21 protein-coding genes are annotated in these 25414 nt (G+C 71.7%); 9 read left to right on the forward strand and 12 right to left on the reverse strand.

What is annotated here, in order from left to right:
* Positions 1-44 precede the first annotated feature (44 nt).
* The 5 genes from AB0N81_RS26160 to AB0N81_RS26180 all read left to right on the forward strand — a co-directional run bounded on the left by AB0N81_RS26160 (position 45) and on the right by AB0N81_RS26180 (position 7469).
* Positions 45-1430, forward strand: coding sequence for an extracellular solute-binding protein (locus AB0N81_RS26160; RefSeq protein ID WP_365362347.1), 1386 nt, complete (start codon positions 45-47; stop codon positions 1428-1430).
* Positions 1430-2380: a sugar ABC transporter permease gene (locus tag AB0N81_RS26165; protein ID WP_365362349.1), complete on the forward strand. Its 951-nt coding sequence runs from the start codon at positions 1430-1432 to the stop codon at positions 2378-2380. Before AB0N81_RS26160 ends, AB0N81_RS26165 begins: the two co-directional genes overlap by 1 nt.
* Before the next feature lie 5 nt (positions 2381-2385).
* Complete coding sequence (locus AB0N81_RS26170; RefSeq protein ID WP_365362351.1) at positions 2386-3267, forward strand: carbohydrate ABC transporter permease; 882 nt, start codon at positions 2386-2388, stop codon at positions 3265-3267.
* Positions 3268-3310: 43 nt separating this feature from the next.
* A complete protein-coding gene (locus tag AB0N81_RS26175) occupies positions 3311-4903 on the forward strand; it encodes a glycoside hydrolase family 13 protein (protein WP_365362353.1) in 1593 nt (530 codons plus the stop codon).
* A 241-nt stretch (positions 4904-5144) separates the two neighbouring features.
* A complete protein-coding gene (locus AB0N81_RS26180; RefSeq protein WP_365362355.1) occupies positions 5145-7469 on the forward strand; it encodes a hypothetical protein in 2325 nt (774 codons plus the stop codon).
* Here AB0N81_RS26180 and AB0N81_RS26185 read toward each other — a convergent pair.
* Positions 7401-10499: an AAA family ATPase gene (locus AB0N81_RS26185; protein WP_365362357.1), complete on the reverse strand. Its 3099-nt coding sequence runs from the start codon at positions 10497-10499 to the stop codon at positions 7401-7403. The two genes, AB0N81_RS26180 and AB0N81_RS26185, sit on opposite strands and share 69 nt — an antisense overlap.
* A 197-nt stretch (positions 10500-10696) precedes the next feature.
* On the reverse strand, positions 10697-11356 hold the full coding sequence (locus AB0N81_RS26190; RefSeq protein ID WP_365362359.1) for a GNAT family N-acetyltransferase: 660 nt from the start codon (positions 11354-11356) through the stop codon (positions 10697-10699).
* Between the two features lie 81 nt (positions 11357-11437).
* Here AB0N81_RS26190 and AB0N81_RS26195 point away from each other — a divergent pair, with 81 nt between their 5' ends.
* Entirely contained in the window at positions 11438-11650 is a 213-nt protein-coding gene (locus AB0N81_RS26195) for an EF-hand domain-containing protein (RefSeq protein ID WP_365362361.1), read from the forward strand.
* A 62-nt stretch (positions 11651-11712) separates the two neighbouring features.
* On the opposite strand, the gene AB0N81_RS26200 is transcribed toward AB0N81_RS26195, so the two are convergent.
* The gene (locus tag AB0N81_RS26200) at positions 11713-12495 is read right to left on the reverse strand and encodes an ATP-binding cassette domain-containing protein (RefSeq protein WP_365362363.1); all 783 of its coding nucleotides are present in this window, start codon (positions 12493-12495) and stop codon (positions 11713-11715) included.
* Complete coding sequence (gene leuA / locus AB0N81_RS26205; protein WP_365362435.1) at positions 12492-14201, reverse strand: 2-isopropylmalate synthase; 1710 nt, start codon at positions 14199-14201, stop codon at positions 12492-12494. The genes AB0N81_RS26200 and leuA overlap by 4 nt, the downstream gene beginning before the upstream one ends.
* 290 nt (positions 14202-14491) lie before the next feature.
* Here leuA and AB0N81_RS26210 point away from each other — a divergent pair, with 290 nt between their 5' ends.
* A complete protein-coding gene (locus AB0N81_RS26210) occupies positions 14492-15184 on the forward strand; it encodes an FCD domain-containing protein (protein WP_365362365.1) in 693 nt (230 codons plus the stop codon).
* A gap of 52 nt (positions 15185-15236) precedes the next feature.
* Positions 15237-15434: a hypothetical protein gene (locus AB0N81_RS26215; RefSeq protein ID WP_365362367.1), complete on the forward strand. Its 198-nt coding sequence runs from the start codon at positions 15237-15239 to the stop codon at positions 15432-15434.
* Positions 15435-15462: 28 nt separating this feature from the next.
* Here the strand turns inward: AB0N81_RS26215 and bla are convergent, their stop codons facing one another.
* A complete protein-coding gene (gene bla, locus AB0N81_RS26220) occupies positions 15463-16422 on the reverse strand; it encodes a class A beta-lactamase (RefSeq protein ID WP_365362369.1) in 960 nt (319 codons plus the stop codon).
* A gap of 148 nt (positions 16423-16570) precedes the next feature.
* Here bla and AB0N81_RS26225 point away from each other — a divergent pair, with 148 nt between their 5' ends.
* A complete protein-coding gene (locus AB0N81_RS26225; protein ID WP_365362371.1) occupies positions 16571-17230 on the forward strand; it encodes an NAD(P)-binding domain-containing protein in 660 nt (219 codons plus the stop codon).
* A 94-nt stretch (positions 17231-17324) separates the two neighbouring features.
* On the opposite strand, the gene AB0N81_RS26230 is transcribed toward AB0N81_RS26225, so the two are convergent.
* From AB0N81_RS26230 to AB0N81_RS26260, 7 genes are all read right to left on the reverse strand, one after another.
* Complete coding sequence (locus AB0N81_RS26230) at positions 17325-19025, reverse strand: NAD(P)/FAD-dependent oxidoreductase (protein ID WP_365362437.1); 1701 nt, start codon at positions 19023-19025, stop codon at positions 17325-17327.
* Between the two features lie 506 nt (positions 19026-19531).
* The gene (locus AB0N81_RS26235) at positions 19532-20083 is read right to left on the reverse strand and encodes a glycoside hydrolase family 25 protein (protein ID WP_365362373.1); all 552 of its coding nucleotides are present in this window, start codon (positions 20081-20083) and stop codon (positions 19532-19534) included.
* A gap of 89 nt (positions 20084-20172) precedes the next feature.
* Positions 20173-21363 (reverse strand): PQQ-binding-like beta-propeller repeat protein, encoded by a 1191-nt coding sequence (locus tag AB0N81_RS26240; protein WP_365362375.1) that lies wholly within the window; start codon positions 21361-21363, stop codon positions 20173-20175.
* Entirely contained in the window at positions 21363-22151 is a 789-nt protein-coding gene (locus tag AB0N81_RS26245; RefSeq protein WP_365362377.1) for a polysaccharide deacetylase family protein, read from the reverse strand. Before AB0N81_RS26245 ends, AB0N81_RS26240 begins: the two co-directional genes overlap by 1 nt.
* Positions 22152-22524: 373 nt before the next feature.
* Complete coding sequence (locus tag AB0N81_RS26250; protein ID WP_365362379.1) at positions 22525-23028, reverse strand: ATP-binding protein; 504 nt, start codon at positions 23026-23028, stop codon at positions 22525-22527.
* A gap of 274 nt (positions 23029-23302) precedes the next feature.
* On the reverse strand, positions 23303-24070 hold the full coding sequence (locus AB0N81_RS26255) for an enoyl-CoA hydratase-related protein (protein WP_365362381.1): 768 nt from the start codon (positions 24068-24070) through the stop codon (positions 23303-23305).
* Between the two features lie 90 nt (positions 24071-24160).
* Positions 24161-25402: an Ig-like domain-containing protein gene (locus AB0N81_RS26260; protein ID WP_365362383.1), complete on the reverse strand. Its 1242-nt coding sequence runs from the start codon at positions 25400-25402 to the stop codon at positions 24161-24163.
* Between the last annotated feature and the right edge of the window lie 12 nt (positions 25403-25414).

Raw genomic sequence — 25414 nt, forward strand, 5'->3', positions numbered from 1 at the left:
CCGGCACGCACCGCACGGCAGCACGACCCGGAGGGGGTCTCCCGATGTCATCCACGAGCAGCCGACCAGCCCTGAGCAGACGTACGCTCACGCTCGCCACCGCAACGGTTCTTGCGCTGATCTCGTTGACCGCTTGCGGCACGAGCAGCGACGGAGCCGACTCCGATTCCGGCGGCACGGTGCAGCTCGACGTCAACGGGCAGCCGCCCAAGACTCAGGCCTTCGAACGCAAGCTCTTCGACAAGCACGTGCGGCAGTTCGAGAAGGCCAACCCGGACATCGACATCGTGCCCCACGAGGGCTTCATGGACCCGAAGACCTTCAACGCGAAGCTGGCCGGCGGCAAGCTGGAGGACGTCTTCTACGTCTACTTCACCGACACCCGGTCCCTGATCGAGAAGAAGCAGGCCGCGGACATCACCGACGCCGTCAAGGACATGCCCCACCGCGACGACGTCCAGGACCCGCTGATGAAGATCTTCCAGGACGAGCGGGGCCGCCAGTACGGCCTGCCGACGTCCAACTACTCGATGGGCCTGCTCTACAACCGCGCCCTGTTCGAGAAGGCCGGCCTCGACCCCGACCGGGCGCCGAAGACCTGGGCGGACGTCCGCAAGGCGGCCAAGAAGATCGCCGCGCTCGGTGACAACACGGTCGGCTACGCCGACTTCTCCGCGAACAACCAGGGCGGCTGGCACTACACGGCGGAGCTGTACTCCCGCGGCGGGCGGATCGCGACGGAGAGCGACGGCAAGTGGAAGGCCGCGTTCAACACCCCGGAGGGCAAGGCCACCTTCCAGGACCTGTACGACATGCGCTGGAAGGACGACTCCATGGGCAGCAAGCAGCTGCTCCAGGTCGAGGACGTGCAGCGCATGATGGGCTCGGGGAAGCTCGGGATGTACGTCTCCGCGGCCGACAACATCACCGTCATCGCCAAGCAGTTCGGCGGCAAGTACGAGGACTACGCCCTCGCTCCGATGCCCGACGCGAAGTCGACGCTGCTCGGCGGCGAGGGCTACATGATCAACCCCAAGGCGTCCCCGGCGAAGATCAAGGCCGGCGTCAAGTGGATCCAGTGGCGCTACCTCAACCCGGGCCTCATCGAGAAGAACGTCGCCGACTACGCAGGGGCGAAGCTCCCCGTCGGCATCCCCATGCCGACCGTCCCCGACATCTTCGAGGGCGCGGTGCGCGACCGGATCGAGAAGGTCAAGCAGGGCAACGCCACCATGCCGACCGCCAACTACCAGGCGTTCATGGACTCCGCGCCGAAGGTGCCCGGCGTGATCGAGCCACCCGAGGCCCAGCAGGTCTACGCGGTGCTCGACTCGGCGATGCAGGCCGTCCTCACCAAGAAGGACGCCGACATCGACGCACTTCTCGACGACGCCGAGAACAAGGTCGACGCGATCTACAGCACCTCCTGATGAGCATGTCACTGAAGTCGCCGCCACGGCGCCCGGCCGCGCCCCCGCCGGCCCCCGCCCCCCAGCGGCGGCGGGCGGCCCGCCGACGCGCCCTGCGCGACCACCTGACGGCGTACGGATTCCTCTGCGCCGCCGTGGTGATCTTCGCGCTGTTCTCGTGGTGGCCGATCATCCGCAATGTCGTCCTCGGCTTCCAGCAGGTCAACTTCGCCACCGGCAACACCTGGGTCGGCTTCCGCAACTTCGAGAAGCTGTTCAACGACCCGCTGTTCCTCACCGCCTGGAAGAACACCGGCCTGTTCACCCTGTACGCGCTGCTGCTCGGCTTCGCCGTGCCGTTCCTGACGGCGGTGCTCCTCAACGAGTTCCGGCACGCACGGGCGTACTTCCGCGTCCTGGTCTATCTGCCGGTGATGCTGCCGCCCGTCGTCGTGGCCCTGATGTGGAAGTGGTTCTACGACCCGGGCCCCGGGCTGTTCAACGAGATCCTGCGCACGCTGCACCTGCCGACCTCCGCCTGGCTTGACTCCTCCTCCACCTCACTGATCTCCCTGGTCATCGTCTCCACCTGGGCCAACATGGGCACCACGACCCTGATCTACCTGGCCGCGCTCCAGACCATCCCCGGCGAGCTGTACGAGGCCGCGGAGCTTGACGGCGCGGGCGTGCGGCAGCGGCTGCGCCACGTCACCGTCCCCCAGACCCGGTTCGTGCTGCTCGTCCTGCTGCTGCTCCAGATCGTCGCGACGATGCAGGTGTTCACCGAGCCGTACGTGATGACCGGCGGCGGCCCCGAGGACTCCACGGTCACCGTCATGTTCCTCGTCTACCGGTACGCCTTCGTCTACAACGACTTCGGCACCGCCAGCGCGCTCAGCCTGCTGCTCCTCCTCGTCCTGGGCGCCTTCTCCGCCCTCTACCTGCGGGTCACCCGCGCCGCCAAGGAGTGAGAAGGATGTCCGCATCGACGCGCACCCTCGTACGCCCCGCCGTCCTGAGGACCCGCAAGGGCCGACTGATCTACTGGTCGGCGCTCACCGTCGCACTGGTGCTGTTCACGGTCGCCTTCGTCGTACCGCTGTACTGGGCGGCGACCGGAGCCATGAAGTCGTCCGCGGAGCTGGCACAGAGCCCGCCCACGTACGTCCCGGAGACCTGGCATCCCGAGAACTACGCGAAGGCGTGGCGGGAGATGGACCTGGCCGACTACTTCCTGAACACGGTCGTCCTCGCCGGCGGGGCCTGGCTGGTGCAGCTCGCGGTGCAGGTGCCCGCCGCGTACGCGCTGTCGAAACTGCGCCCGCGGTTCGGCAACGCGGTCCTCGGCCTGATGCTCCTGACCCTGATGATGCCCGCCACCGCCCTGCTCGTGCCGGTCTACCTCACCGTGGTCGACGTCCCCCTCTTCAACCGCAACCTGATCAACAGCCCCAGCGCGGTCTGGCTGCCGGCCGCCGCCAACGCCTTCAACATCTACATCCTGAAGAACTTCTTCGACCGCATCCCCGACGAGCTCCTCGACGCCGCCAAGATGGACGGCGCGGGAACCCTGACGACCCTGTGGCGCGTGGTGCTGCCACTGGCCCGGCCGATCATCGCCGTCGTCTCCATCCTCTCCATCGTCACGGCCTGGAAGGACTTCCTCTGGCCGCTGCTCGTCCTGCCCGACCCGGCACAGCAACCGCTGAGCGTGTTCCTCCAACGCGTGGCCCAGGACACCCCGCTCAACAGCCTGGTCGCCGGACTCGTCATGGCCTCCCTCCCCCTGATCGCCCTGTTCCTGGTCTTCCAGCGCCACATCGTCGCCGGGCTCGGCGCCGGCAGCCTCAAGGGCTGAGCCCACAAGGACTGAGCCACGGCCGGTACGAAAGGACTCCCTCTTGCCCAGCACGGAGTGGTGGCGCAGCGCTGCCATCTATCAGGTGTACGTCCGTTCCTTCGCGGACGGGAACGGCGACGGCACCGGCGACCTGGCCGGTGTCCGGTCCCGGCTGCCCTATCTGGCCGACCTGGGCGTGGACGCCCTCTGGTTCACCCCGTGGTACCTCTCGCCGCTCGCCGACGGCGGCTACGACGTGGCCGACTACCGCACCGTCGACCCGGCGTTCGGCAGCCTCCGCGAGGCCGAGCTGCTGATCGCCGAGGCCCGCGGCCTCGGCCTGCGCTGCATCGTGGACATCGTGCCGAACCACGTCTCCGACCAGCACGAGTGGTTCAAGGCGGCGCTCGCGGCGGGGCCCGGTTCACCGGAGCGGGAGCTGTTCCACTTCCGGCCGCACTCACCGGAGCCGCCCAACGACTGGGTGAGCGAGTTCGGTGGGGTGCCGTGGTCACGGACGGACGACGGCGAGTGGTACCTCCACCTCTTCGCGCCCGAGCAGCCCGACCTCAACTGGAGCCACCCGAAGGTCCGCCGGGAACACGAGGACGTGCTGCGCTTCTGGTTCGAGCGGGGCGCGGCGGGCGTGCGGATCGACTCGGCGGCGCTGCTCGCCAAGGCCGACGGGCTGCCCCCGATGGACCCGGACCGCCCGCACCCCTTCCACGACCGGCCCGAGCTGCACGACATCTACCGCTCCTGGCGGCGGATCGCCGACGAGTACGGGGCGGCGCTGATCGGCGAGATCTGGCTGCCGGACGCCGAGCGGTTCGCCCGCTATCTGCGCCCGGACGAACTGCACACCGCGTTCAACTTCGACTTCCTGTCCCGGCCCTGGGACCCGGCGCAGCTGTGGGAGTCCATCGACCTCACCCTGTCCACGCACGCCCCGGTCGGCGCGCCCGCCACCTGGGTCCTCGCCAACCACGACGTGACCCGTACGGTCACCCGCTACGGGCGGGCCGAAGACACCGGCTTCGCCTTCGAACGCAAGCGCTTCGGCGTCCCCACCGATCTGGAGCTCGGCACCCGCCGGGCCCGTGCCGCCGCCCTGCTCACCTTGGCGCTGCCCGGCTCGCTCTATCTGTACCAGGGCGAGGAGCTGGGGCTGCCGGAGGCGGACGTCCCGCGGGACCGCATCCAGGACCCGATGCACGCGCGCTCCGGTGGCGTCGACCCGGGCAGGGACGGCTGCCGGGTGCCGCTGCCCTGGGACGGGGGTGGGGGCGGGGACGGGGGCGGGGGCGGCGCATCGGCACGGAGCTGGCTGCCGGTGCCGCCGGACTGGTCCCGGTACACCGCGGAGCGGCAGGTCCACGACCCGGGCTCGATGCTCTCCCTCTACCGCACGGCCCTGCGCCTGCGCCGCTCCTTCGGCGACGCGGGGCCGCTGCGCCGGCTCCGCGCCGACGAACCCCGGGTGCTGTCCTTCGCGCGCACCTGCGAGCGGGACGGCACGACCTGGATCTGCCTGACCAACTTCGGCCCGGACGACACGGCGCTCCCCGTGGGCGCCGAACTCGTCCTCGCCAGCGGCCCGTTGGCCCCCGACGGGCGGCTGCCGCAGGACACCTCGGCCTGGCTGCGGGCCTGAACCCCACAAAGCCCGGCCGGCCCCCGCGAGCGCGAGCGCCGAGGCGGCGGAGCGCGGGGCGCCGGTGCCGTACGTCGAGTACGAGGCGGAGGTGAGGATCGGGGCCCACCGGATCGTCCCCGGTTTGCGTAGCCGATTGCGTAGTTCTACGGATGCCGGGGACCTGGGAGTTTGACAGGCTGGGCCCTATGTATGCGCATCCATAACGGCTGCGCACCGGACCCCCGACCTAGGAACGCACATGGCCCCGCTGGGCGCGACGCACACCTCCCCGCCCGCTCCCCGCCGCCGGTGCGAGATCCTGGCCGACATCCGCTGGCTCGACGCCGAGCCGTACGGCAAGGCGCGCAACGCACGCGCCGAGGCGCTCGCCGACGAGGCGGACGCCACCGGCGACCGGCCGCTGCTCGTGGCGGCGCTGACCCTCCTGGTCCACTCGTACGGCTTCAGCGCCGAGTGCACCAAGACGTTCGCGCCGTTCACGCGGCTGCTGCGCCTGTACGACGAGAGCCCGGCGGACTTCGACGCGGACGACGTCCGCCGGCTGCACTGGATGTTCAAGTGGGTGCTGACCGACGCGCGGCAGCAGCCCGACGTGCCGCTCGCCGGGGTCGAGGAGTGGCTGGACCGGATGCGGCGCCGCTACCGGGCCGCCGGGTACTCCGAACGGCCCGTGCACGGCGGGGAGTTCCGGCTGGCCCGGCACCTGGGCGACACGGCACGCGCCGCCCGCGCGTACGCCGCGTGGACCGCGGCTCCGCGCGACGACATGGCGGACTGCCTGGCCTGCGAGTACGCCACGCAGGGCCTGCGCCAGCTGGACCTCGGCGACGACCGGGCGGCCCTGGAGGGCTGGGAGCCCGTGCTCGGCGGCACGCACAGCTGCCACCGCGAACCGCACGAGACCCTGGCCCGGTCACTCCTCCCCCTGGTGCGCGTCGGACGCGCGGACCGGGCGCGCGCCCACCATCTGCGCGGCTACCGGATGGTCCGCTCCGACGAGGCGTTCGGCCCCGTCGTCGGCCTGCACGTCGAGTTCTGCGCGCTGACCCGCAACGAGCCGCGCGGCCTGCGGATTCTCGCCGAGCAGAGCAGCCGCTGGGCCGAGACCGGCGACCCTCTGGCGCACCTGGAGTGGCTGGCGAGCGCGGCCCTCCTGATGCGCCGCCTGGTCGACCTGGGCCAGGGCGAACGGCCGGTGCCGGGGCCGCCCGGCGGCGAGTGGACCGCCGCGGCGCTCCTCGACCACGCCCGGGACACGGCCCTGGACCTCGCCGACCGCTTCGACCGGCGCAACGGTACGGCCGCCGTCTCCGAACGCGCCCTGGCCCGCATGGAGGCGCACCCCCTGCTCGACGCCCTGCCGCTGGCCCTGCCGCCGGCCCTGCCGACAGAGGAACCGGCGGAGCCCGGTACAGGTGCCGTACGCCCAACCTCCGTGCACAGCACCAAGCCTGACGTAAGGTCAGGCGGGCAGCGCCTGACGCCCCTCGAACGGGCCCGCCTGTGCCTGACCCTCGCGCAGTCCCTGACGCACCCCGACGACGGGACCGGCGCTCAGGCGGAGCGGCTCCTGATCGACGCCGCGCACTTCGCCGACCTGGCCGGGGAGAGCGCTCGCCTCGGCATCCTGGCCCGGCTGCGGCTCGGCGGGCTCTACTGCGGGGCGGGCCGCCACGAGGAGGCGGCGGCCGTCCTGGAGGCAGTCCTGCCCGACCTCGACGACGGCCACGACGCGACTGACCGTACCCAGGCCCGCACCTGGCTCGCCCGCAGCTACCTCCGCACGGGCGAGACCCGGCTCGCAGCCGAACAGTTCATGCTCGCCGCCGACTCCGCGCGCGACCGGCCGGACGGGCACCACGAGGCGTCCCTCCTGCAGCAGGCCGCCCAGGCGCTGGGCCTCGCCGGACTGCGCGCGGAGGCCGGGCGGGCCTACGGGCGGGCCGCGGAGCTGTGGCGCGCCCTGGGCGAGCACGGCGCCCTGGTGCGCGCGCTGCGGGCCCGCGCCTGGGAGACGCTGGCCGCGCAAGGACCCGTCGCAGCCGAGGCCGTCATGACGGAGGCCCTCGACACGAACCGGCGCTGCGCGGAGCAGGCGGACGAGGACCCGGAACGCACCGAACTGCTCGTCGAACTCGGCCGCACGCACGCCCAGTTGGGCCGCCTCGCACTGGAGCACGCCGACGGTCCGCCGCTCGCGGAGCAGGGCACCCCGGAGCGGTACGCCGCCAACGTACGCGCCTTCGAGTCGGCCCTCGCCCACGCGGAGCTGGCGATCGAGGCGTTGCGCACCTGCGGCGGCCCCGGCCTCGCCGACCTGCACCCCACCGAACTCCTCGCGGCCCGCCTTGAGTTCATTCTGGGCCGGCGCGCCGCGGCGGCGGACCGGGCCCGCCGGGTGGGCGCCGCCGTACGCGAACGCCCCGACCCCGACGGTTCGCTGGCCGCCCTCGCCGAGGAGTGCGACCTGTTGGCGGGAGCGGACCTCCGCCGGTTACCCGTGCGAGGGCCCGGCACGGCCGCCGGGGCCCCGCGCCACCAGCGAGGCGAGGGCCGCTCGTGAGGTCACGCCCGTCTTGCGGTAGATGCGGCCCACATGGCTCTCGACCGTGCGTGTGCTGAGGCAGAGCCTGGTGGCGACGGCCTGATTGGTGAGCCCCTCGGCGACCAGCGCGGAGATCTCACGCTCACGCGGCGTCAGGGTCGCGAAGGGGCCGGACGGCGGGGCGCCCGGACCGGACGGCGCGGAGTCCGACACCGCGTGTACCGGCGACGCCTGTGACAGCTGTGCGGTCTGTGGCATTTGTGGCGTCTGCGATATCTGTGCCCTCTGTGACGCCTGTGTGCCGGAGGAGGGTCCCGCGGAGACGGGCGGCCCGCCCGCCCGGTCCGCCATGTCGAGGAGCAGGTGCGATCCGCCCTCCTCGGCGAGGCGCCGCCCCCGGCGGGCCATCGCGGCGGCCCGGGCGCCGTCCCCCGCCGCCGCCACGAAGGGCGCGCCGAGCAGCAGGCTCTGGGCCTCCCGGAGCGCCGCCCCGGCCCGCGCGCTCTCCCGCGCCGCCTCGGTGAACGCCCGCGCCGCCTCGGCCGGTTCGCCGTGCCGCGCCGCGACAAGACCGGCGCTGCGCAGCGCGGCGCCGCGCTGGACGGGCAGGCCGAGGTGGTCCGCCTCCCGGCGGGCCTGTTCCGCCCACCGCTCCGCGTCCGCGACGTCCCCCGTGGCCAGGGCGGACGTGACGAGCAGCTCCAGGAAGCTGGGCCGCATGGACGGCTGCACACGCGGCAGGTCGCGGCCGCCGCCCGCGTCCAGCAGGACGTCCCGTACGCGGTACGGGTCCCCCGCGCCGAGAGCGGCGTAGGCGAGCAGGCAGCGGGACACCGTGGCGAACCAGCCGTCCACCGCCCCCACCGCGGCGGCCGCCTCCTCGGCCGCGGCCAGCACCTCCGGGTCGCCCGCCGGGCGCGCCTGCATGAGGATCATGGCGCGCACGGCGCGTCCGAAGCCGAGGAGTTCGGCGCCGCCGAGGCCCCGCGCGACCGCCACGGACTCGTCGGCCCACTCCAGGGCCTCGGGCACGCGCCCTGTCGTGAAGCGGCCGTACGCGCCGCAGAGCAGGAGCTGCGACAGCGCGAAGGGGCGGCCGGTGCGCCGGGCGATGTCCACGCCGCGTTCCGCGTGGCGCAGCGCGGCGGCGCAGTCGTCGAGGAACACCTCGCTCCAGGCGAGACGCACCAGTGACTCGCACTGCCCCGCGAGGTCGGCGTCGATGTGCACGTCGGCCAGCGCGGCGGCCTCGGCGACGTGGCCGCGGGCCGTCACGATGTTCCCCGCGTACGCCTCTCCCAGCGCGGCCACCGTCAGGGCCTCCAGGGCACCGAGTTCGTCACCGCGCTCCCGGGCGTCGGCGAGGGTCCGCGCGAGCTCGTCCCGCACCTCGGCGAAGCGGGTGGCGAACAGGGCGCCGTTGCCCCACTCGACGACGAGGCCGGTGCGCCGCTCCGGGGAGGGGCCGGGCCGTCGGTCGAGTTCGCGGCGGAGGAGCGCGTCGGCCGCCGCGTACCGCCCCAGGTGGCGCTCCATGAAGGCGCACTGCACGACGGCGGACGTCCGCAGCGCGTCACCGCCCGCGCCCCCGCCCGCCCTCTCGCCCTCGCCCTCACCCTCGCCCTCACCCTCACCCTCACCCTCGCCCTCGCTCTCGCTCTCCGGGGCGGGGTGGTGCATCGCGATCAGCCGGTGGAGCAGGTCCCTGCTCTCCTTCACCGCACCGGTCATGCCGAGCGCGGTGGCGCGCCGCAGCATCAACTCGCGGCGCCTGCCGCGGTGTTCGGGGCAGTCGGGCAGGACGCGCAGGACGGTGCCGAGGAGCCGGACACAGACCGCGGGGGCGGTGGCGGCCGCCTGTTCTGCGGCCTCGGTCAGGACCGCCGCCGCCGCGGGGTCCCAGCCGGTCAGGGACTGTTCGACGTGGTGCGCGCGGTCGGCGAGGGGCGCGCCCGCCCGGGTCAGTTCGGCGGCGGCCGCGCGGTGCAGCTCCTGCCGCCGCCAGGGGTCGACGGCCTCGCACACGCGGGCGCGCAGGAGCGGGTGGCGGAGCACGAGGCGGTGCCCCTCGCGGCCGGGCCTGAGCAGGTCGCGGCGCATCAACCGGCGCAGGGCTGGGACGAGTTCGGCCTGCGGGGCTCCGGTGACGGCACCGATCAGGTCCGTGGTCGCGTGGTCGCCGAGCACCGCGGCGGCCTCGACGACGGCGCGTTCCAGCGGGGTCAGCGCCACCAGTTCGTCGAGCGGAAGCGGGGCGTGGCGCCCCTGGATGAGGGCGAGGAGGTAGAGGGGGTTGCCCTCGGCGGCCGCGTACATCTCGTCGGCCGCGTACATCTCGTCGGCCCGTTCCCGCGGCAGCCCGGCGCCGAGGCCCTCGGCCAGCTGCCCCGACTCCCGTCCACTCAGCGGGCCGAGGGCGATCCGCAGCACGGCGCCGGTGTCGAGCCCGCGGGTGAGCGCGGCGCCGAGCGCGGCCGGGGACTGCCGTTCACGCCGGGCGACGGCGAGCAGGAAGGGGGCGCGGACGGGATGGCGTACGAGATGGTCGAGGAGTTCGAGGGACGCCTCGTCCGCCCAGTGCAGATCGTCGAGGACGACGACGAGCCGCGGCCCGGTCAGGCCGCCGAGGGCCTCGGCGGTGTCCCTGCACAGGCCGAAGAGGTCTCCGTCCGCGTCGAGGGGCCCGTCGCCCCGCACCGCCGCGGGCAGCTCCGCCAGGGAGGGGAACGCCCGCCGGGCGCGCGGGTCGAGCTCGGCGAAGGCGTCGGTGAAAGGCCGCAGCGGACGCGTCCGCGACCGCTCCGACGCCCGCCCCCGCAGCACGGTCACGCCCCGGGCGCGGGCCAGCGCCGCGAATTCGATGAGCAGCCTGCTCTTGCCGATCCCCGGGTCACCGACCACATCGACGACCGCGACACTCCCGTCCGGCACCGCCCCCCGCGTACCGGCCGTGCCGGTCGTGTTGGTCGTGCCGGTCGTGCTGCCCATGCTCCCCAGGAGCGCTTCGAGGCGGCCGAGGTCAGCGGCCCTGCCCACGAACTTCCCCACCACGTCCCCCTCACGGGGGCACGCGGCCCCCTCGGTGACGTTGTACCTCACCTGTCCCGCGCGCGACGCGGACGTGGATCTCAGTTCGTGAACAAGAAACGAGCGAAGGTCTCATTTCGAGAACGGAGGTCGCCTCCACGCGGGGCGCGGGCGCCTTGGAGCAGGACGAGGGCGCCTTGGAGCAGGGCGAGGGCGCCTCACCCCGCGAAGAACAGCGCCTCCGAACCCACCGGCCGGTACCCCGCCGCCTGGAAGGCCCGCACACTGCGCGCGTTGCCCGGCGACTGCTGCGCCCACACCAGATCCCCGTCCGGTACGAGATGCCGGGCCGCGCCCGCCAGGGCCCGGCCGAGCCCCCGGTGACGTACACCCTCCTCGACCTCTATCGCCGTCTCCCACCGCCCGGCCACGCCCCGGCCGATGACCAGCACGCCGCCGCCCGCGGCCGACCACACCCGCACGTCGTCGCGGCGCTTGCGGGCCCTGGCGACACGGGGATGGTCCCGGCCGTCGAGCTCGCGCAGCTCCAGGCGCGGGTCGGGGGCGCCGGGCAGCGCCGGGGCGACGGTCAGCAGGTCGATGGTGTCCGTCAGCCGTCCCGTGCGGTCGAGGAAGGCACTGTGGAAGCGGGCGCTCATGGTGACGGCCAGCGGGTCGCAGTCGAGAGCGGCGAGCGTGGACCGCACCCATCCCGGGTCCTCGTCCGTGAAGACGACGGAGTGCGCGGTGAACGCGATCACGCCCGCGTCCCGGTGACTCGGCTGCGGCACGACGGTGACGGTGCCGTCCGGCGGCGGGAAGCCGCCGCGGGCCGCCGCGTCGAGGATGCTCCCGAGCGTGACAGAGGCGCTGGCCATGGGCGTACTCCTTGTGATCCGGTCCCGGGACGGCCGATACCCTAATCCCCGTCAGTAGTGCACCAAGAAGGGGTGGATCCGGTGGCGGACATCGAGGAAGCGCGTAAGACGTTCGACCAGTTCGACGCGGACGGCGACGGCTTCATAACGGCGGCCGAGTGGAAGAGCGCCATGGCCAGGATGGGCGACTTCTACGTGACCGAGACGGTGGCCGAGGCCGTGATCGGCGCGAAGGACACCAACGCGGACAAGCGTCTCTCGTTCGACGAGTTCTGGGCGAGCCTGAACAAGTAGTCGCGGAGCACGAGCAGCTCAGGGGCCCGGCGCACGGGATGCGCCGGGCCCCTGCCGCGCCGTCAGCGGCGGGCGCGCACGCTCCACCGGCCGTCCCTGCGGTCCAGGCGCACGGGGTGGTCGAAGCACTTGCTGATCATGTCGCTCGTCAGTACGTCACCGACGGCACCGGAGGCGAGCACGCGCCCCTCGCGCAGCAGCAGCGCGTGCGTCGTGCCCGCGGGCAGCTCCTCCAGATGGTGCGTGACCAGGACGGTGGCGAGCTGCGGGTGGGTCTCGCGCAGGGTGTCCAGGCTGTCCAGGAGACGCTCACGCCCGGCGAGGTCGAGCCCGGTGGCGGGCTCGTCGAGCAGGACGAGCCGGGGCCTCGGCATCAGGGAGCGGGCGATCAGGGTGCGGCCGCGCTCGCCCTGGGACAGCGTGGGCCAGCGCGCGTCCGCGCGGTGCGCGAGGCCCAGCAGGGCGATCAGACGGCCGGCCTGCTCCTCCTGCCCGGGCGTCGGGCGCCACCTCGGCACCGGTTCGACGCTGTTGGTCAGTCCGGTCAGGACGACCGTGCGGACCGTCAGCGGGGAGCGCGGCTGGTGGCGCGGGTTCACATGACCTACGTACGCCCGCAGTTCGCGAAGGTCGACGCTGCCCAGCCGGCGGCCGAGCACCTCGACCGTGCCGTACGTGGGGTGGGTCACGGCGCCGCAGAGGCTGAGCAGCGTCGATTTGCCCGCGCCGTTGGCGCCGAGCAGCGCCCAGTGCTCACCGGGGCGGACGGTGAGGGTGACGTCTTCGAGGAGGGGGCGCCCTTCGCGGACGACGGTGACGCCGTCCGCGTGCAGCACGGAACTCATCCGGCGGCCCCCGCCCGGTTCACCGCGGCGAGCACGGCCTGCACGGAGGCGGTCAGGACCGACGTGTCCAGGCCCGCGCCCCAGCGGTCGGCGCCGCCGACCCGGCACCGCGCGTACGCGACGGCCTCGCTGCCGCCGCCCTCGCCGACCGCGTGCTCGGCGTAGTCGAGGATGTCGACGGCGATCCCCGCGGCGGCCAGCGCGTCGACGAACGCGGACAGCGGACCGTTGCCCACACCCTCGAAGTCCCCGACCCGCTCCCCCACTTGGAGCGTGCAGACGAAACGGTGCGCGCCGTCCGGCGCCCGGTCGGTGAACCAGGAGCTCAGCGCCACCTCGCCGTCGACGCCGGGAGCGACGTACGTCGCACGGAACAGTTCGTACAGCTCCTTCGCCGTCGCCTCCCGCCCGCTGTCGTCGGTGGCCTCCTGCACCACGCGTGAGAAGTCGGGGCGCATGGCCTGCGGCAGGTCGAGGCCGTGCCGGGTCTGCAGCAGGTACGCCATGCCGCCCTTGCCGGACTGGGAGTTGACGCGGATGACGGCTTCATAGGTGCGGCCGATGTCGGCGGGGTCGATGGGCAGATACGGGACGTCCCACGGCGCCTCCCGCTCCGGCACCCCCAACTCGGCCGCCCTGCGGACATGGTGGGCGAACCCCTTGCTGATGGCGTCCTGGTGCGTGCCGGAGAAAGCGGTGTGCACGAGGTCACCGGCGTAGGGGTGGCGGGGGTGCACGGGCAGCCGGTTGCAGTGCTCGACGACCTCGCGGACGGCGTCGATGTCGGAGAAGTCGACCATGGGATCGACGCCCTGGGCGTAGAGGTTCAGGGCGAGGGTGACCAGATCGACGTTGCCGGTCCGCTCCCCGTTGCCGAAGAGGCAGCCCTCGACGCGTTGCGCCCCGGCGAGGACGGCGAGCTCGGCGCAGGCCACGCCGGTCCCGCGGTCGTTGTGCGGATGGACGGAGAGGATCACGGAGTCACGCCGGGCGAGATTGCGGTGCATGTACTCGATCTGGTCGGCGTACACGTTCGGAGTCGCGATCTCCACGGTCGCCGGCAGATTGTGCGTGACGGGCCGGCCGGGACTCGCGTCCCACAGCTCCGTGAGGCCGTCGCACACCTCCAGGACGAAATCGGGCTCGGTGAGGTTGAACGTCTCGGGCGCGAACTGGAAGCGGATGTCGGCGTGCGGCCGCGCGTCGGCGAGCCGCGCCATGTGCGCGGCGGCCTCCCGCACGACGCCGTGCACCTCGGCGCGCGACCGCCCGAGGACGACGTCACGCCAGACCGGCGAGGTGGGGATGTACAGATGGACGACGGCGCGCGGCAGCCCCTCGATGGACTCGAAGGTGCGGTCGATCAGCTCGGGCCTGGCGGGCGTGAACACGACGACCGTCACATCGTCGGGCAGCTCACCGCCGCCGCGCGCGCTCAGCTCGGCGAGGTGCCGCACGAACTCGAAGTCCGTCCTGCTGGCCGACGGATAGCCGACCTCGATCTCCTTGAACCCCATCGACACCAGCAGATCGAAGAAGCGCCGCTTGCGGCCGGTGTCCATGGGCTCGGCGAGCGCCTGGTTCCCGTCCCGCAGATCGACGGGCACCCACAGGGGCGCCCGCTCGATCCGGGCACCCGGCCAGCTCCGCTCCCGGCCGGGGACGTCGACGCGCCGCTGGTGGGGGCGGTAGCGGTGGTGGGGCATGGCACTGGGCCGCTGCGGATTCCAGTCGTACGTGGGAGTGGCGACGTCGTACGCGGGAGTGGCGACGTCGTACGCGGGCGTGGTGACGGTCTCGGTCACGGGGCTCTGCTCCTGGGCTCGGTCGGGAAGACCGGCAGCACGGCACCCCGCGGCGGGGTGCCGGTCGCTTCAGGCCCCGCCGCGGCAGCCGAGAAGGAGAAGACCGCGGAAGATCACGGCGCTACACTAGCCACACCTCAGCTCCTCAGACAAGTACTCCTCAGACAAGTGCTTCCCCCGAAAGGCCCCCGATGCCGCTCGGCTCCGTACGCCCCAGCCCCCTCGTCGAACAGGCCGCCACCCGGCTGCGCGAACAGATCACCGGCGGCACCTGGCCCGTCGGCACCAAACTGCCCGGCGAGACGACCCTCGCCAAGGAACTCGGCGTGGGCCGCTCCACCCTCCGCGAGGCCCTGCGCGCCCTCACCGGCGCCGGCCTCGTGCAGCCCCGCCAGGGCGCCGGCGTCTTCGTGATCGCGACCGAACCGGTCGCGGACTGGCCGGCCCGCCTGCGCCGGGCAGCGGTCACGGACGTCTACGAAGTACGGATGCTGGTGGAGGTGCAGGCGGCCCGGCTCGCGGCGCTGCGCCGCACCGACGAGGACATCGCGGCGATGGAAGCCGCGCTCGACGGCCGCAAAGCGGCGGCAGCGGCGGCCGACGCCGAGTTCGTCGACGCCGACATCGCCCTGCACGCGGCGGTCGTGGCGGCGGCCCACAATCCCGTGCTCACCGACCTCTTCGCGGAGTTCACGCCCGCCCTGCGGCAGGGCCTGATCGACCTCCTCGAACTCACCGACGTACGCGCCGAGGAGGAGAACCACGGAGACGCCGCGCACGCGGCCCTCGTACGAGCCGTCGAGGCGAAGGACCCGGAGCGCGCCGCCCTGGTGACCCAGGAGGAACTCCAGTCGACACTCACCCTGCTGCGAACCCGCGACTGACCCACCCGCCGGCGCCTCCGTGACCCACTCCGACGGTGATCGTTGGCAGACCATGACCAACACGAAGCGAGTCCTGGCCGCTGTCGCCCTCACGGGCGCGGCCCTGTCCTTCTCCGGCGCGGCACAGGCGCAGGAGACCAACCCCGTACCGGTGGGCGACGTGACCAACGACGGGGCCGACGTGGTCGCCGGCCTCGTCCCCGTCGTCGAGAAGCAGACGCAGGACGTGCTCCGCGCACTCGGCAGGTAGCACCGGTAGGTAGCACCGGCACGGAAACTCACATCAGTTCGGCCGCGACCCGCTCCGCGGCCTCGGCGACGAAGGCGTTCGACGGGGGCGCGTCGCGGCCGGGGCGGTCCGTCAGAACGGCGATCACGAGCGGGGCGGCGCCCGGGGGCCAGGCCACGGCGACATCGTTGGCCCTGCCCCAGTCGCCGGTACCCGTCTTGTCCGCCACCCGCCACCCATTCGGCAGCCCGGCCCGAATCCGCCGCTCCCCGACCTCCGTGGCATTGCGCAGGAGCCACCCCTTGAGCAGGGCACGCTTCTCCGCGGGCAGCGCGTCGCCGAGGACGAGTTCGCGGTGGTCGGCGGCGATGGCGCGCGGCGTGGTGGTGTCGCGCGGGTCCTTCGGGCCCACGTCGTTCAGCTCGGGTTCGTAGTCGTCCATACGGCTGACCTTGTCCCCGAGCCCCCGCAGATAGGCGGTCAGCCGTGCCGGGCCGCCGATCTCGCGCATCAGCAGGTTCCCCGCCGTTCCGTCGCTGTACCGGATCGCGGCGTCGCACAGTTCCCCGACCGTCATGCCCGTCGCGATGTGGCCCTCGGTGACCGGCGAGATGGAGTCGACGTCCGCCGCGGTGTAGGTGACCCGCTCCTCCAGACGGCTCAGCGGACGATGGTGCAGGACGGCCGCCGCTGCGAGCGTCTTGAACGTCGAGCAGAACGCGAAGCGTTCGTCCGCGCGGTACGTCACCGTGGCGCCGGTGCGGGTGGCCACGGCGTAGACGCCGAGACGCCCGCCGTGCACGCGCTCCAACGCGGCGAAGCGGGCGGCGAGGCGCGCATTGTCCGGGGACGGTTCGACGGCCCGCCCGGAGGCCGGCCGCTCCCCCTCACCGCCACCGCCACCGCCACCGCCACCGCCACCGCCACCGCCGCCGCACCCGCTCAACGGCAGGAGCGCCGCAGCGCCCAACAGAACACGCCGACGCGCCCCGACCCGCTCCAGAGCCATCCCCCGCACCTGCTTCCAGTCGCACACCGGTCAGCGCCACGACAAGGTTATGGGCGGTGGCCCCCTCATTCGGCGGCCTCGGCCGGAATACCCCGGCGGTTCCGGAGGTTACCTCCGTTACGACAATGGATCACCGGAAGGCAGAGTCATGAAGATCGGCATCATCGGCGCCGGCAACATCGGCGGAAACCTCACCCGCCGCCTCACCGCCCTCGGTCACGACGTCTCCGTCGCGAACTCCCGCGGCCCGCACACCCTGACCGCCCTCGCCGAAGAGACCGGGGCCGAGCCGGTCACCGTCGAGGAGGCCGCGCGCGGCGCGGAGGTCGTCGTGGTGACGGTCCCGCTCAAGGCCGTACCCGGCCTGCCCGCCGGGTTCCTCGACGGCGCGGCCGAGAACGTCGCCGTCATCGACACCGGCAACTACTACCCGCAGCAGCGCGACGGGAAGATCGCCGAGATCGAGGACGGCCTCACCGAGAGCCGCTGGACGGAGCGGCAGATCGGCCACCCCGTCATCAAGGCGTTCAACGGCACGTACGCCCAGGACATCCTCGACAAGCCGCTGCCGAAGGGCGCCCAGGGCCGGGTCGCACTGCCGGTGTCCGGCGACGACGAGGCCGCCAAGAAGGTCGTACGCGACCTCATCGACGAGCTCGGCTTCGACACCGTCGACAACGGCGGCCAGGACGACTCCTGGCGCCAGCAGCCCGGAACTCCCGTGTACGGCAACACCGGTGGCGTGGAGGAGATCCGCAAGGCCCTGGACGCGGCATCCCCGGAGCGCACGGCGGACTGGCGCGCTTAGCGGCAGGCTGTTGGATGCGGTCGAGCGCGGACCCGGGCGGGGGTGAGCCGGGCGAGGCGAAGTCGTCCGTGCAGGAGCCTTCCGCATCAGGCTCTCAGTGTGCGGCGGACAGGGTGAAGCCCGGGTAGCCGTCGCGGGCCGCGGCGTCGCATTCCTTCCGGTACCGGTCCAGGCCGCCCGTATAGGCGAGGAAGGCGCGGGGTTTGCCGGGGACGTTCGCGCCCGTGTACCAGGAGTCGACCGACGGGTAGAGCGTGCGGCCGGCGAGTTCCGCCGTGCTCGCGACCCAGTCCGCCTCGGCCTGCGCAGTGGCGTCGATCTCCGTGAGGCCGTTGCGCCGCAGGTGGGCGATGCAGTCGGTGATCCAGTCGATCTGCTGTTCCAGGGCCACCGCGATGTTGGTGAGCACGGACGGGCTGAGCGGGCCAAGGACAGTGAAGAGGTTGGGGAAGCCGGCCGAGACGAGCCCAAGGTGGTTCCGGGGACCGTCCGCCCACCGCTTCTGGAGCGTCGCGCCGCCCTTGCCCACGATGTCGATGGCGAGCTGGGAGCCGGTCAGGGCGTCGAAGCCGGTGGCGAGGACGATCATGTCGAGTTCGTGCTCTCCGTCCGAGGTGCGGATGCCCCGGGGGGTGATCCGCTCGATCGGGGTGGTACGCAGGTCCACCAGCGAGACGTGCGGCAGGTTGTATGTGGCGTAATAGTCGGTGCCCAGGCAGGGCCGCTTGGTCGCGAACGGGAAGCGTGGGCAGAGCAGTTCGGCCGTCGCGCGGTCGGCCACGATCGAACAGATCTTGGACCGTACGAACTCCGCCACGGTCTCGTTGGCCTTCTCGTCGGTCAGGATGTCGGTGTAGGTGCGCAGTATGCCGTTGAGGAAGCCCGTGTCCCAGGCGGCCTCGTACGCGGCCGTACGCTCCGCCTCGTCCGCTTCCAGGGCCGATCGGGTCGGGGGCTCGAAGACGGTCCCGCCCCGGGAGCGCCGCTGAGCCTGCCGGAACTCCGGGTAGGTGACCTTGAACTCGGAGAGCTCGGCGGGGTGCAGGGGACGGTTGTGGGCCGGCAGTACATAGGCCGGGGTGCGCTGGAGGACGGTCAGCGCGGTCGCCTCCTGGGCGATCGCGGGGATGACCTGGACGCCCGAACACCCGGTGCCGATCACGGCGACCCGCTTGCCGGCGAAGGAGACCTCCTCGCGCGGCCACCGGGCGGTGTGGTGGATCGCGCCCGCGAAACTGCCGGCGCCGGGTATCCGGGGGGCTTGGGGAGTCGACATGCAGCCCGTCGCCAGGACGAGGAAGCGGGCGGTGGCGGCCCGTCCGGTGTCCGTGGAGAGCTGCCACAGGTGACGGTCCTCGTCGTACGCGGCGCGGGTGACCCGGGTGCGGACCACGATGTCCCGGCGCAGGTCGAAGCGGTCCGCGACGTGGTGGATGTAGCGCAGGATCTCCGGCTGGGAGGCGTACCGTTCGCTCCACTCCCATTCCTGGTCCAGCTCCGGGGAGAAGGAGTAGGAGTAGGAGAGGCTCTCGATGTCGCAGCGGGCGCCGGGGTACCGGTTCCAGTACCAGGTTCCGCCGAGGTCCGCACCGGCCTCCAGGATTACCGACGTCAGGCCGAGCTGCCGCAGTCGGTGGAGCTGGTAGAGGCCGGAGAGGCCGGCCCCGACGACGACCGCGTCGAACGTATCGGCCGCGTCGGCCGCGTCGGCCGCGTCGGCCGGGTTCCGGCCGCTCTTCGGCGCGGCGCTGATGCGGCCGCCCTTCGGGCCTGGCCCAAGTTGGCGGCAGTCCATTTGCGTCACGCGGTCTCCTCCGTCATGCGCTTGATGAGCTGCTCCGTGGTGAAACCCCTGGAGGGGGCGGGAACTTGCGCATAGGCGCGGAGGGGCGGTCGTTGATGATCTCCCCTCGGCAACGAACGTAAAGAGACGGTCAAGCAACCGTCAAGGGTGGGCGATCGATTGACCTGATCCGCACCCCTGGCACGCGGCGGCCCGCGCGCGCTCCGGAGTCCTGCGGGCGGCGAGGCAGCCCGCGATTTTGTACGCCGGTTCGTGGGAGCCGAACGTATCGGCGCGGGCTTGCCGCAGCACCACGCGTGTGGCGGTCACGACGTGGTGCTCGGGCGAGCTCAGCTGCTCCTCGATCCCCGCGGCGGCGGCCGGTGTCGCTCGTCACCGCTCTGCGGAACACTCTCGGAGCCCTGTTCTTGAACTCTCGCGCCCGCGCTCCGCGCGAACGACGGGGGTTCAAGAACAAGCTCTCAGCTACCTCGCCCGGCCCGGCCTCGCTCGCCCCCTCAAGGCGTCGCCCACTCCCGCAGCTCGTCCTCGCTGTCGAAGGCGGCCACGTTCTTGTCTATCGGCGACGACGTGTACTGGTGGAACTTCCACTTCGCCTGGATGCGGGGCTTGCCCGCCCTGACGTAGTCCGCGATCCACAGGCCGTCGCCCGCGTAGGACGTGCTGTCGCGGTTCAGCCAGAAATCGCGGTTGCAGTAGAGGATCACCCGGTGGTCGGGGCGCAGCCGCTTGACCTCACGGATGAAGCGGTCCTTCTCCGCGTTCGACGCGGCCGTACGGTCCCCCGTCCACTCCCAGTCCGCAGCCAGCAAGTCGCCTTCCTTCTCAGGGGACTTGCTCACGAAGTACTCCGCCTGGGCCTTGATGTTGCCCGGCCACAGGAAGTGGTAGTAGCCGACGACGCAGCCGGCGTCGCGGGCCCGCTTCGTCTGGGCGGAGAGCTTCGGATTGACGTACGAACGGCCCTCTGTCGCCTTTATGAAGACGAAGGAGAGGCCGTCCGTATCGAAGGTCGACTGGTGTGAGCTGACGTCGATGCCACGGATCACGGGCGCCTCCAGGTGGGGGGAAGGCGGGTATCTGAACTGCCCGTTTGGTGCCCGTTGTCAGCTGCGGCCAACCGTCAACCATCAATTGTTCAACGGAAGATGCCGGTGTGGCCGAGCGAGTAGCGGCCGGGCTGCGGGTAGACCGCGAGGCCGTGCGGGCCGTCGCCGACGGGGATGCGGGCCACCTGGACTCCGGTGCGGGTGTCGATGGCGTACACCTCGGAGTCGTAACGGCCGGACAGCCAGAGGGTGTTGCCGTCCGCCGATACGCCGCCCATGTCGGGGCTGCCGCCGTCCGGAAGCTTCCACTTCTTGGTGAGCTTGTTCTTCGGGAAGTCGAAGACGGAGACGGTGCCCTCGCCGCGGTTGGAGATGTACATCTCCTTGGAGTCGCGGCTGACGTACAGGCCGTGGCAGCCCTTGCCGGTACGCAGCAGCTTCGGGGTCGAGAACTTCTTCCCGTCCAGGACCCACATGCCGTGGGCCATCATGTCGGCGATGTAGAAGGTCTTGCCGTCCGGAGACATCTTGACGTCCTGCGGCATGGCGCCCTCGAAGGGGATCTTCTGCTGGCCGACGATCTTCATCTTCTCCGTGTCGACCTTGAGGAGCTCGCCGGAGAACTCGCAGGAGACGATGAAGTAGCGGCCGTCCATGGAGAAGTCGGCGTGGTTGACGCCCGCGCAGGTGACGGGGACGGTCTTGACGCGGTTCATGGTCTTCGGGTCGCGGAAGACGAGTTCGCGGTCCATGGACGCCATGACGATGGCGTGTCTGCCGTTCGGTGTGAAGTAGAGGTTGTAGGGGTCGGAGACCTCGACCGTGCGGCCCGTCTTCCCCGTCACGGGGTCGATGGCGGTGAGGGTGTCGCCGAGGTCGTTGTTGACCCAGAGCGTCTTCATGTCCCAGGAGGGAACGACGTGCTGGGGCTGGTTGCCGACCTTGATGGTCTCGATGACCTCGTACTTCTTGGGGTCGATGACCGACACCGTGTTGGACTCGGTGTTGGGCACGTAGACGCGGTCCAGGAACTTCTTGGCCACGGGCTGGAGGGCGTTCGGCCGGTCGGCGGCGTAGGCGTCCTTGGGGTCGAGGACCGGCGGCATGCCCGGCAGCCCGGGGGCCGTTCTTGGCTTCGCGGGCTTGCGGACGCCTTCGGTGCCGATGGCTTCGTCGGACCGGTTGTCGCCGCCGCAGCCCGCGAGAGCGGCGAGCACGGCTCCGGCGGCGAGCGCGGCCGCGGTGCGCCTGGTGAGGTTCAGGTTCGCGTTCAGGGACATCAGGTCAGCAGCTCCGTGGTCGTGACCGCGCGCAGGCCGCGGCGTTCCAGTTCTTTCAGGACGGCGGGCAGTGCGGCGACCGTGTCCGCGTACCCGAAGTGGAGGCTCACGACGGATCCCTCGCGGATCTCCCCGGCGATCGCGCGGGTGACGGCGGGGGCGCCCGGTGACGTGAAGTCCAGGGAGTCGACGTCGTACGAGAGGACGTGCGGGTAGCCCGCGCGGTGGGCGAGGCGTTCGACGAGGGGGGTCGCCGTGCGGGCGCGCGAGGGGCGGAACCAGGTGCCGATGGAGCCGGTGAGGCGGCGCAGGCGCTCGGCGCAGCCGGTGATCTCGGCGTAGGCGTCGGCCTCGGACATGTCGTTGATGTCGAGGTGGTGGTGGGTGTGGTTGCCCAGGTCGTGGCCGCCGTCGAGGATGCGGCGCGCGAGGCCGGGGTGGTCGTCGAGCCAGCCGCCGACGGCGAGCACGGTGACTCTGGCGCCGGCCTTCTCGGCCTGGGTGAGCAGCGCCTTCGCGGTGGCCGGGTCGCCCTGTCCGTGGAAGGTGAGGGCGACGCGGGGGCGGGTGCGGGGGCCGTGGGTGATCTGGGCGGGCAGGCCGGGGAAGCGGCGGGGTGCGGGGGCGGCGGCCGGGGCGGGGTGGGCAAGGCGGGGGGTGTGGGCGGTGGGCGGGGGGTCGTGTGCGGGGGCGGCGGGGCCGGTCGCGGCGCACCCGGTGGTGAGCGCGCCCGCGGCGACAAGGCCTGCGCCCGCGCGCAGGACGCTGCGGCGGTCGGTCTCGATCACGCGACCATTTAATGGGGAAAAGGAGGAAAAGACGCTGATTGCCCGCTTCGGGGCGTTACGGGTCGGGGTGCCGGGCCTGGCGCCGCTCCACCGACCCTTGCGTATCGCCTGTCACAGACTCCGCTTAACCAGCGTTTACCAGGCAGGTGTCCCATCTCACCAAGGATTCACCTCTAAACTGTCATGGTTTGCCCCGCTAAGGGAGGCTATGGTCTTTTGGCTCACTGACGCCCGTCTGCCATAGTCGGAGACACGACCCCCATTGACCCGGGCTCAGGTCGTCATCTGCGGCCGTGGATCACACCCCAAACATCCACGGCCCTTCACGAAGGCCCCCTTCGCGCCGACCACGGCCGCCGGGGGCTTTCGCGTATCAGCGGTCGGCGGCCCGCATCTCGAACCACGTCGTCTTGCCGCGCGGCAGCAGATCCACGCCCCAGCGGTCGGAGAGCTTGTCGACGAGGAACAGGCCGCGGCCGCTCAGGTCCATCTCGTGGACGGGCAGCAGGCAGGGCAGCCCGCGCGAGGGGTCGCGGACCTCTACGCGGATCCAGCCGCGCCGCCGCTGCATGCGCAGGCCGAAGACGCGGGCGCCGGTGTGCCGCACGGCGTTCCCGACGAGTTCGGAGACGAGGAGGACGACGTCCTCGGTGAGTTTCGGGGAGAGGCCCCAGTGGCGCAGCACGACGACCTGGGCGAGGCGGCGCGCGATCGCGGCGGACTCCGGGCGCGACGGCAGCGGCACCTCCGCATCCGTCGGATTACCGAACAACTCGAGCGCCTTGAGCCCGTGTTCGTCCTCTACCGCCGGCGACCAGCGCGCCGCGGTCGCACTGCCGTGCCGCCGCGGCCGTTCGTCACCCTCCAGCCCCGCCATGCCCCCCATCATGGCCGCCCAGAGCGCTTTCCGGGGCCGTTCCGACGGAATAAGCCCCCCGGAACCATCCATTCCGGGGGGCGTGGTTGACATATGCCAGTGGCAGTTAAGTGGCCTCGCACCTGCTCTGACCTGCGATGACTTCCCGCTTACACATGATCACTTAACGCTCGGGGGTGGTCACGCTCAATGCTCCGTGCAGGCGGCCATAAACCGCTCCTTCGAGGTACCCCTGCACTGAAGTACGTTCAACTGAGCGACGAGCGGCACGAGTTCAGAGGAACTTGGCCTTGCCGGGACCCTCCTCGACGAAGCTCCGCATGCCCCGCTCGCGGTCCTCGGTGGCGAACAGGGCGGCGAACCAGGTGCGTTCGATGGCGAGCCCGGTGTCGATGTCGGTCTGCAGGCCCGCGTCGATGGACTCCTTGGCGGCGCGCAGCGCGATGGCGGGGCCCTGTGCGAGGCGCGCGGCCCAGGCGTGCGCCTGCTCGTACACCTCTGCGGCGGGCACGACGCGGTCCACCAGGCCGATGGTGAGCGCCTCGTCGGCCTTCACGTGGCGGCCGGTGAAGATGAGGTCCTTGGCCTTGGACGGGCCGACGAGACGGGCCAGACGCTGGGTGCCGCCCGCGCCGGGGATGACGCCGAGGAGGATCTCCGGCTGGCCGAGCTTGGCGTTGTCCGCGGCGATGCGGAAGTCCGCGCAGAGTGCCAGCTCGCAGCCGCCGCCGAGCGCGTAGCCCGTGACGGCGGCGACGACGGGCTTGGGGATGCGGGCCACGGCGGTGAACGACTCCTGGAGGGCTCCGGAGCGTACGACCATGGCCGCGTGGTCCATGGCCCGCATCTCCTTGATGTCCGCGCCCGCCGCGAACACCTTCTCGCCGCCGTAGATCACGACGGCGCGTACGTCGTCGCGCCGCGTGGCCTCTTCGGCGAGTTCCTTGAGGCGGTCCTGGGTGGCGACGTCCAGGGCGTTCATCGGGGGACGGTCGAGCCGGATCGTGCCGACGCCTTCGGCGACTTCGAGGTGTGCAGTCATGACAGGCACGTTAGCGGGGGTTAACGGCCAAAGGCCCGGTGCACTTGGTCACAGTGCGCCGGGCCTCCGGATGCGGAGCAGAGGCGGGGCCTACGCCTTCCACTCCTCCCACGACATGTTCCAGCCGTTGAGGCCGTTGTCCGGCTGGATCTTCTTGTCCGCGGAGTTCTTCACCACGACGACGTCGCCGATGAGCGAGTTGTCGAAGAACCATCCGGCGGGCGTCTTCTTGCTGTAGCCGCCGCGCACATCGCTCAGGCCTATGCAGCCGTGGCTCGCGTTGGTGTTGCCGAAGGCGCCGCCCGACCAGTAGTTGCCGTGGAGGAACGTGCCGGAGGTCGACAGGCGCATGGCGTGCGGGACGTCCTTGATGTCGTACTCGCCGCCGAAGCCGACGGTCTCGCCGTTCATCCGGGTCACCTGCAGCTTCTCGCTGATGACCATCTCGCCGTTGTACGTGGTGGTGCCGGGGGCGCCCGCGGTGATCGGGATCTTCTTGATCTGCTTGCCGTCGCGGACGACCTTCATCTGGTGCGTCTTGGCGTCGACGGTGGAGACCTGGCTGCGGCCGATGGTGAAGTTCAGGGTCTTGGCCTGCTTGCCGTAGACGCCCGGGCGGCCCTCGACGCCGTCGAGGTTGAGCTTGACGGTGACCTTCGTGCCGGCCTTCCAGTACTTCTCCGGGCGGAAGTCGAGGCGGTCGTTGCCGAACCAGTGGCCCTCGACCGGCACGGACGGCTCGGTCTTGATCTCGATGGCCTTCTCGACCGCTTCCGGGTCGGTGATGCCGCGCGTGAAGTTGACCGAGAACGGCATTCCGACGCCGACCTTCGAGCCGTCCTCCGGCGTGAACTGGCCGATGAAGGTGTTCTTCGGGGTCAGTGTCGTGAAGACGGTGTCCCTGGCGGACGCGCGGCCCTCGGAGTCCTTGGCCACGGCGTGGACCTTGTACTTCGTGGCGGCCGCGAGGTGGTGGGCCGGTGTCCAGCTGGTCCCGCCCGAAGTGATCTTGCCGGGGACCGCATTGCCCTTGCTGTCCTCGACCTCGACCTCGGTGAGCTTGCCCTTGTCGGCGCCTATCTTCAGGGCGCCGCTGGTGGCCACCGACTCCGCCCCGTCCTTGGGGGCTATCGACACGACGGCCGCCGAGGGGGCGTTCTTGTCCGCCCCGTCCTTGCCGCCACCGTCGCCGCCCGAGTCCGAGCCGCCCCCGCATGCCGCGACGAACAGCAGCGTCGCCCCCGACACCACTGCCGTCAGTCCCCTGGCGCCCCGCCGTCCCGCGCGCTGCCGCGCGCCAACCGACGTCCCCGATATCGGTCGCCCGTTCAAGATGTTGTCTCC

This window comes from Streptomyces sp. NPDC093510, from assembly GCF_040683555.1.
GTDB lineage: Bacteria > Actinomycetota > Actinomycetes > Streptomycetales > Streptomycetaceae > Streptomyces.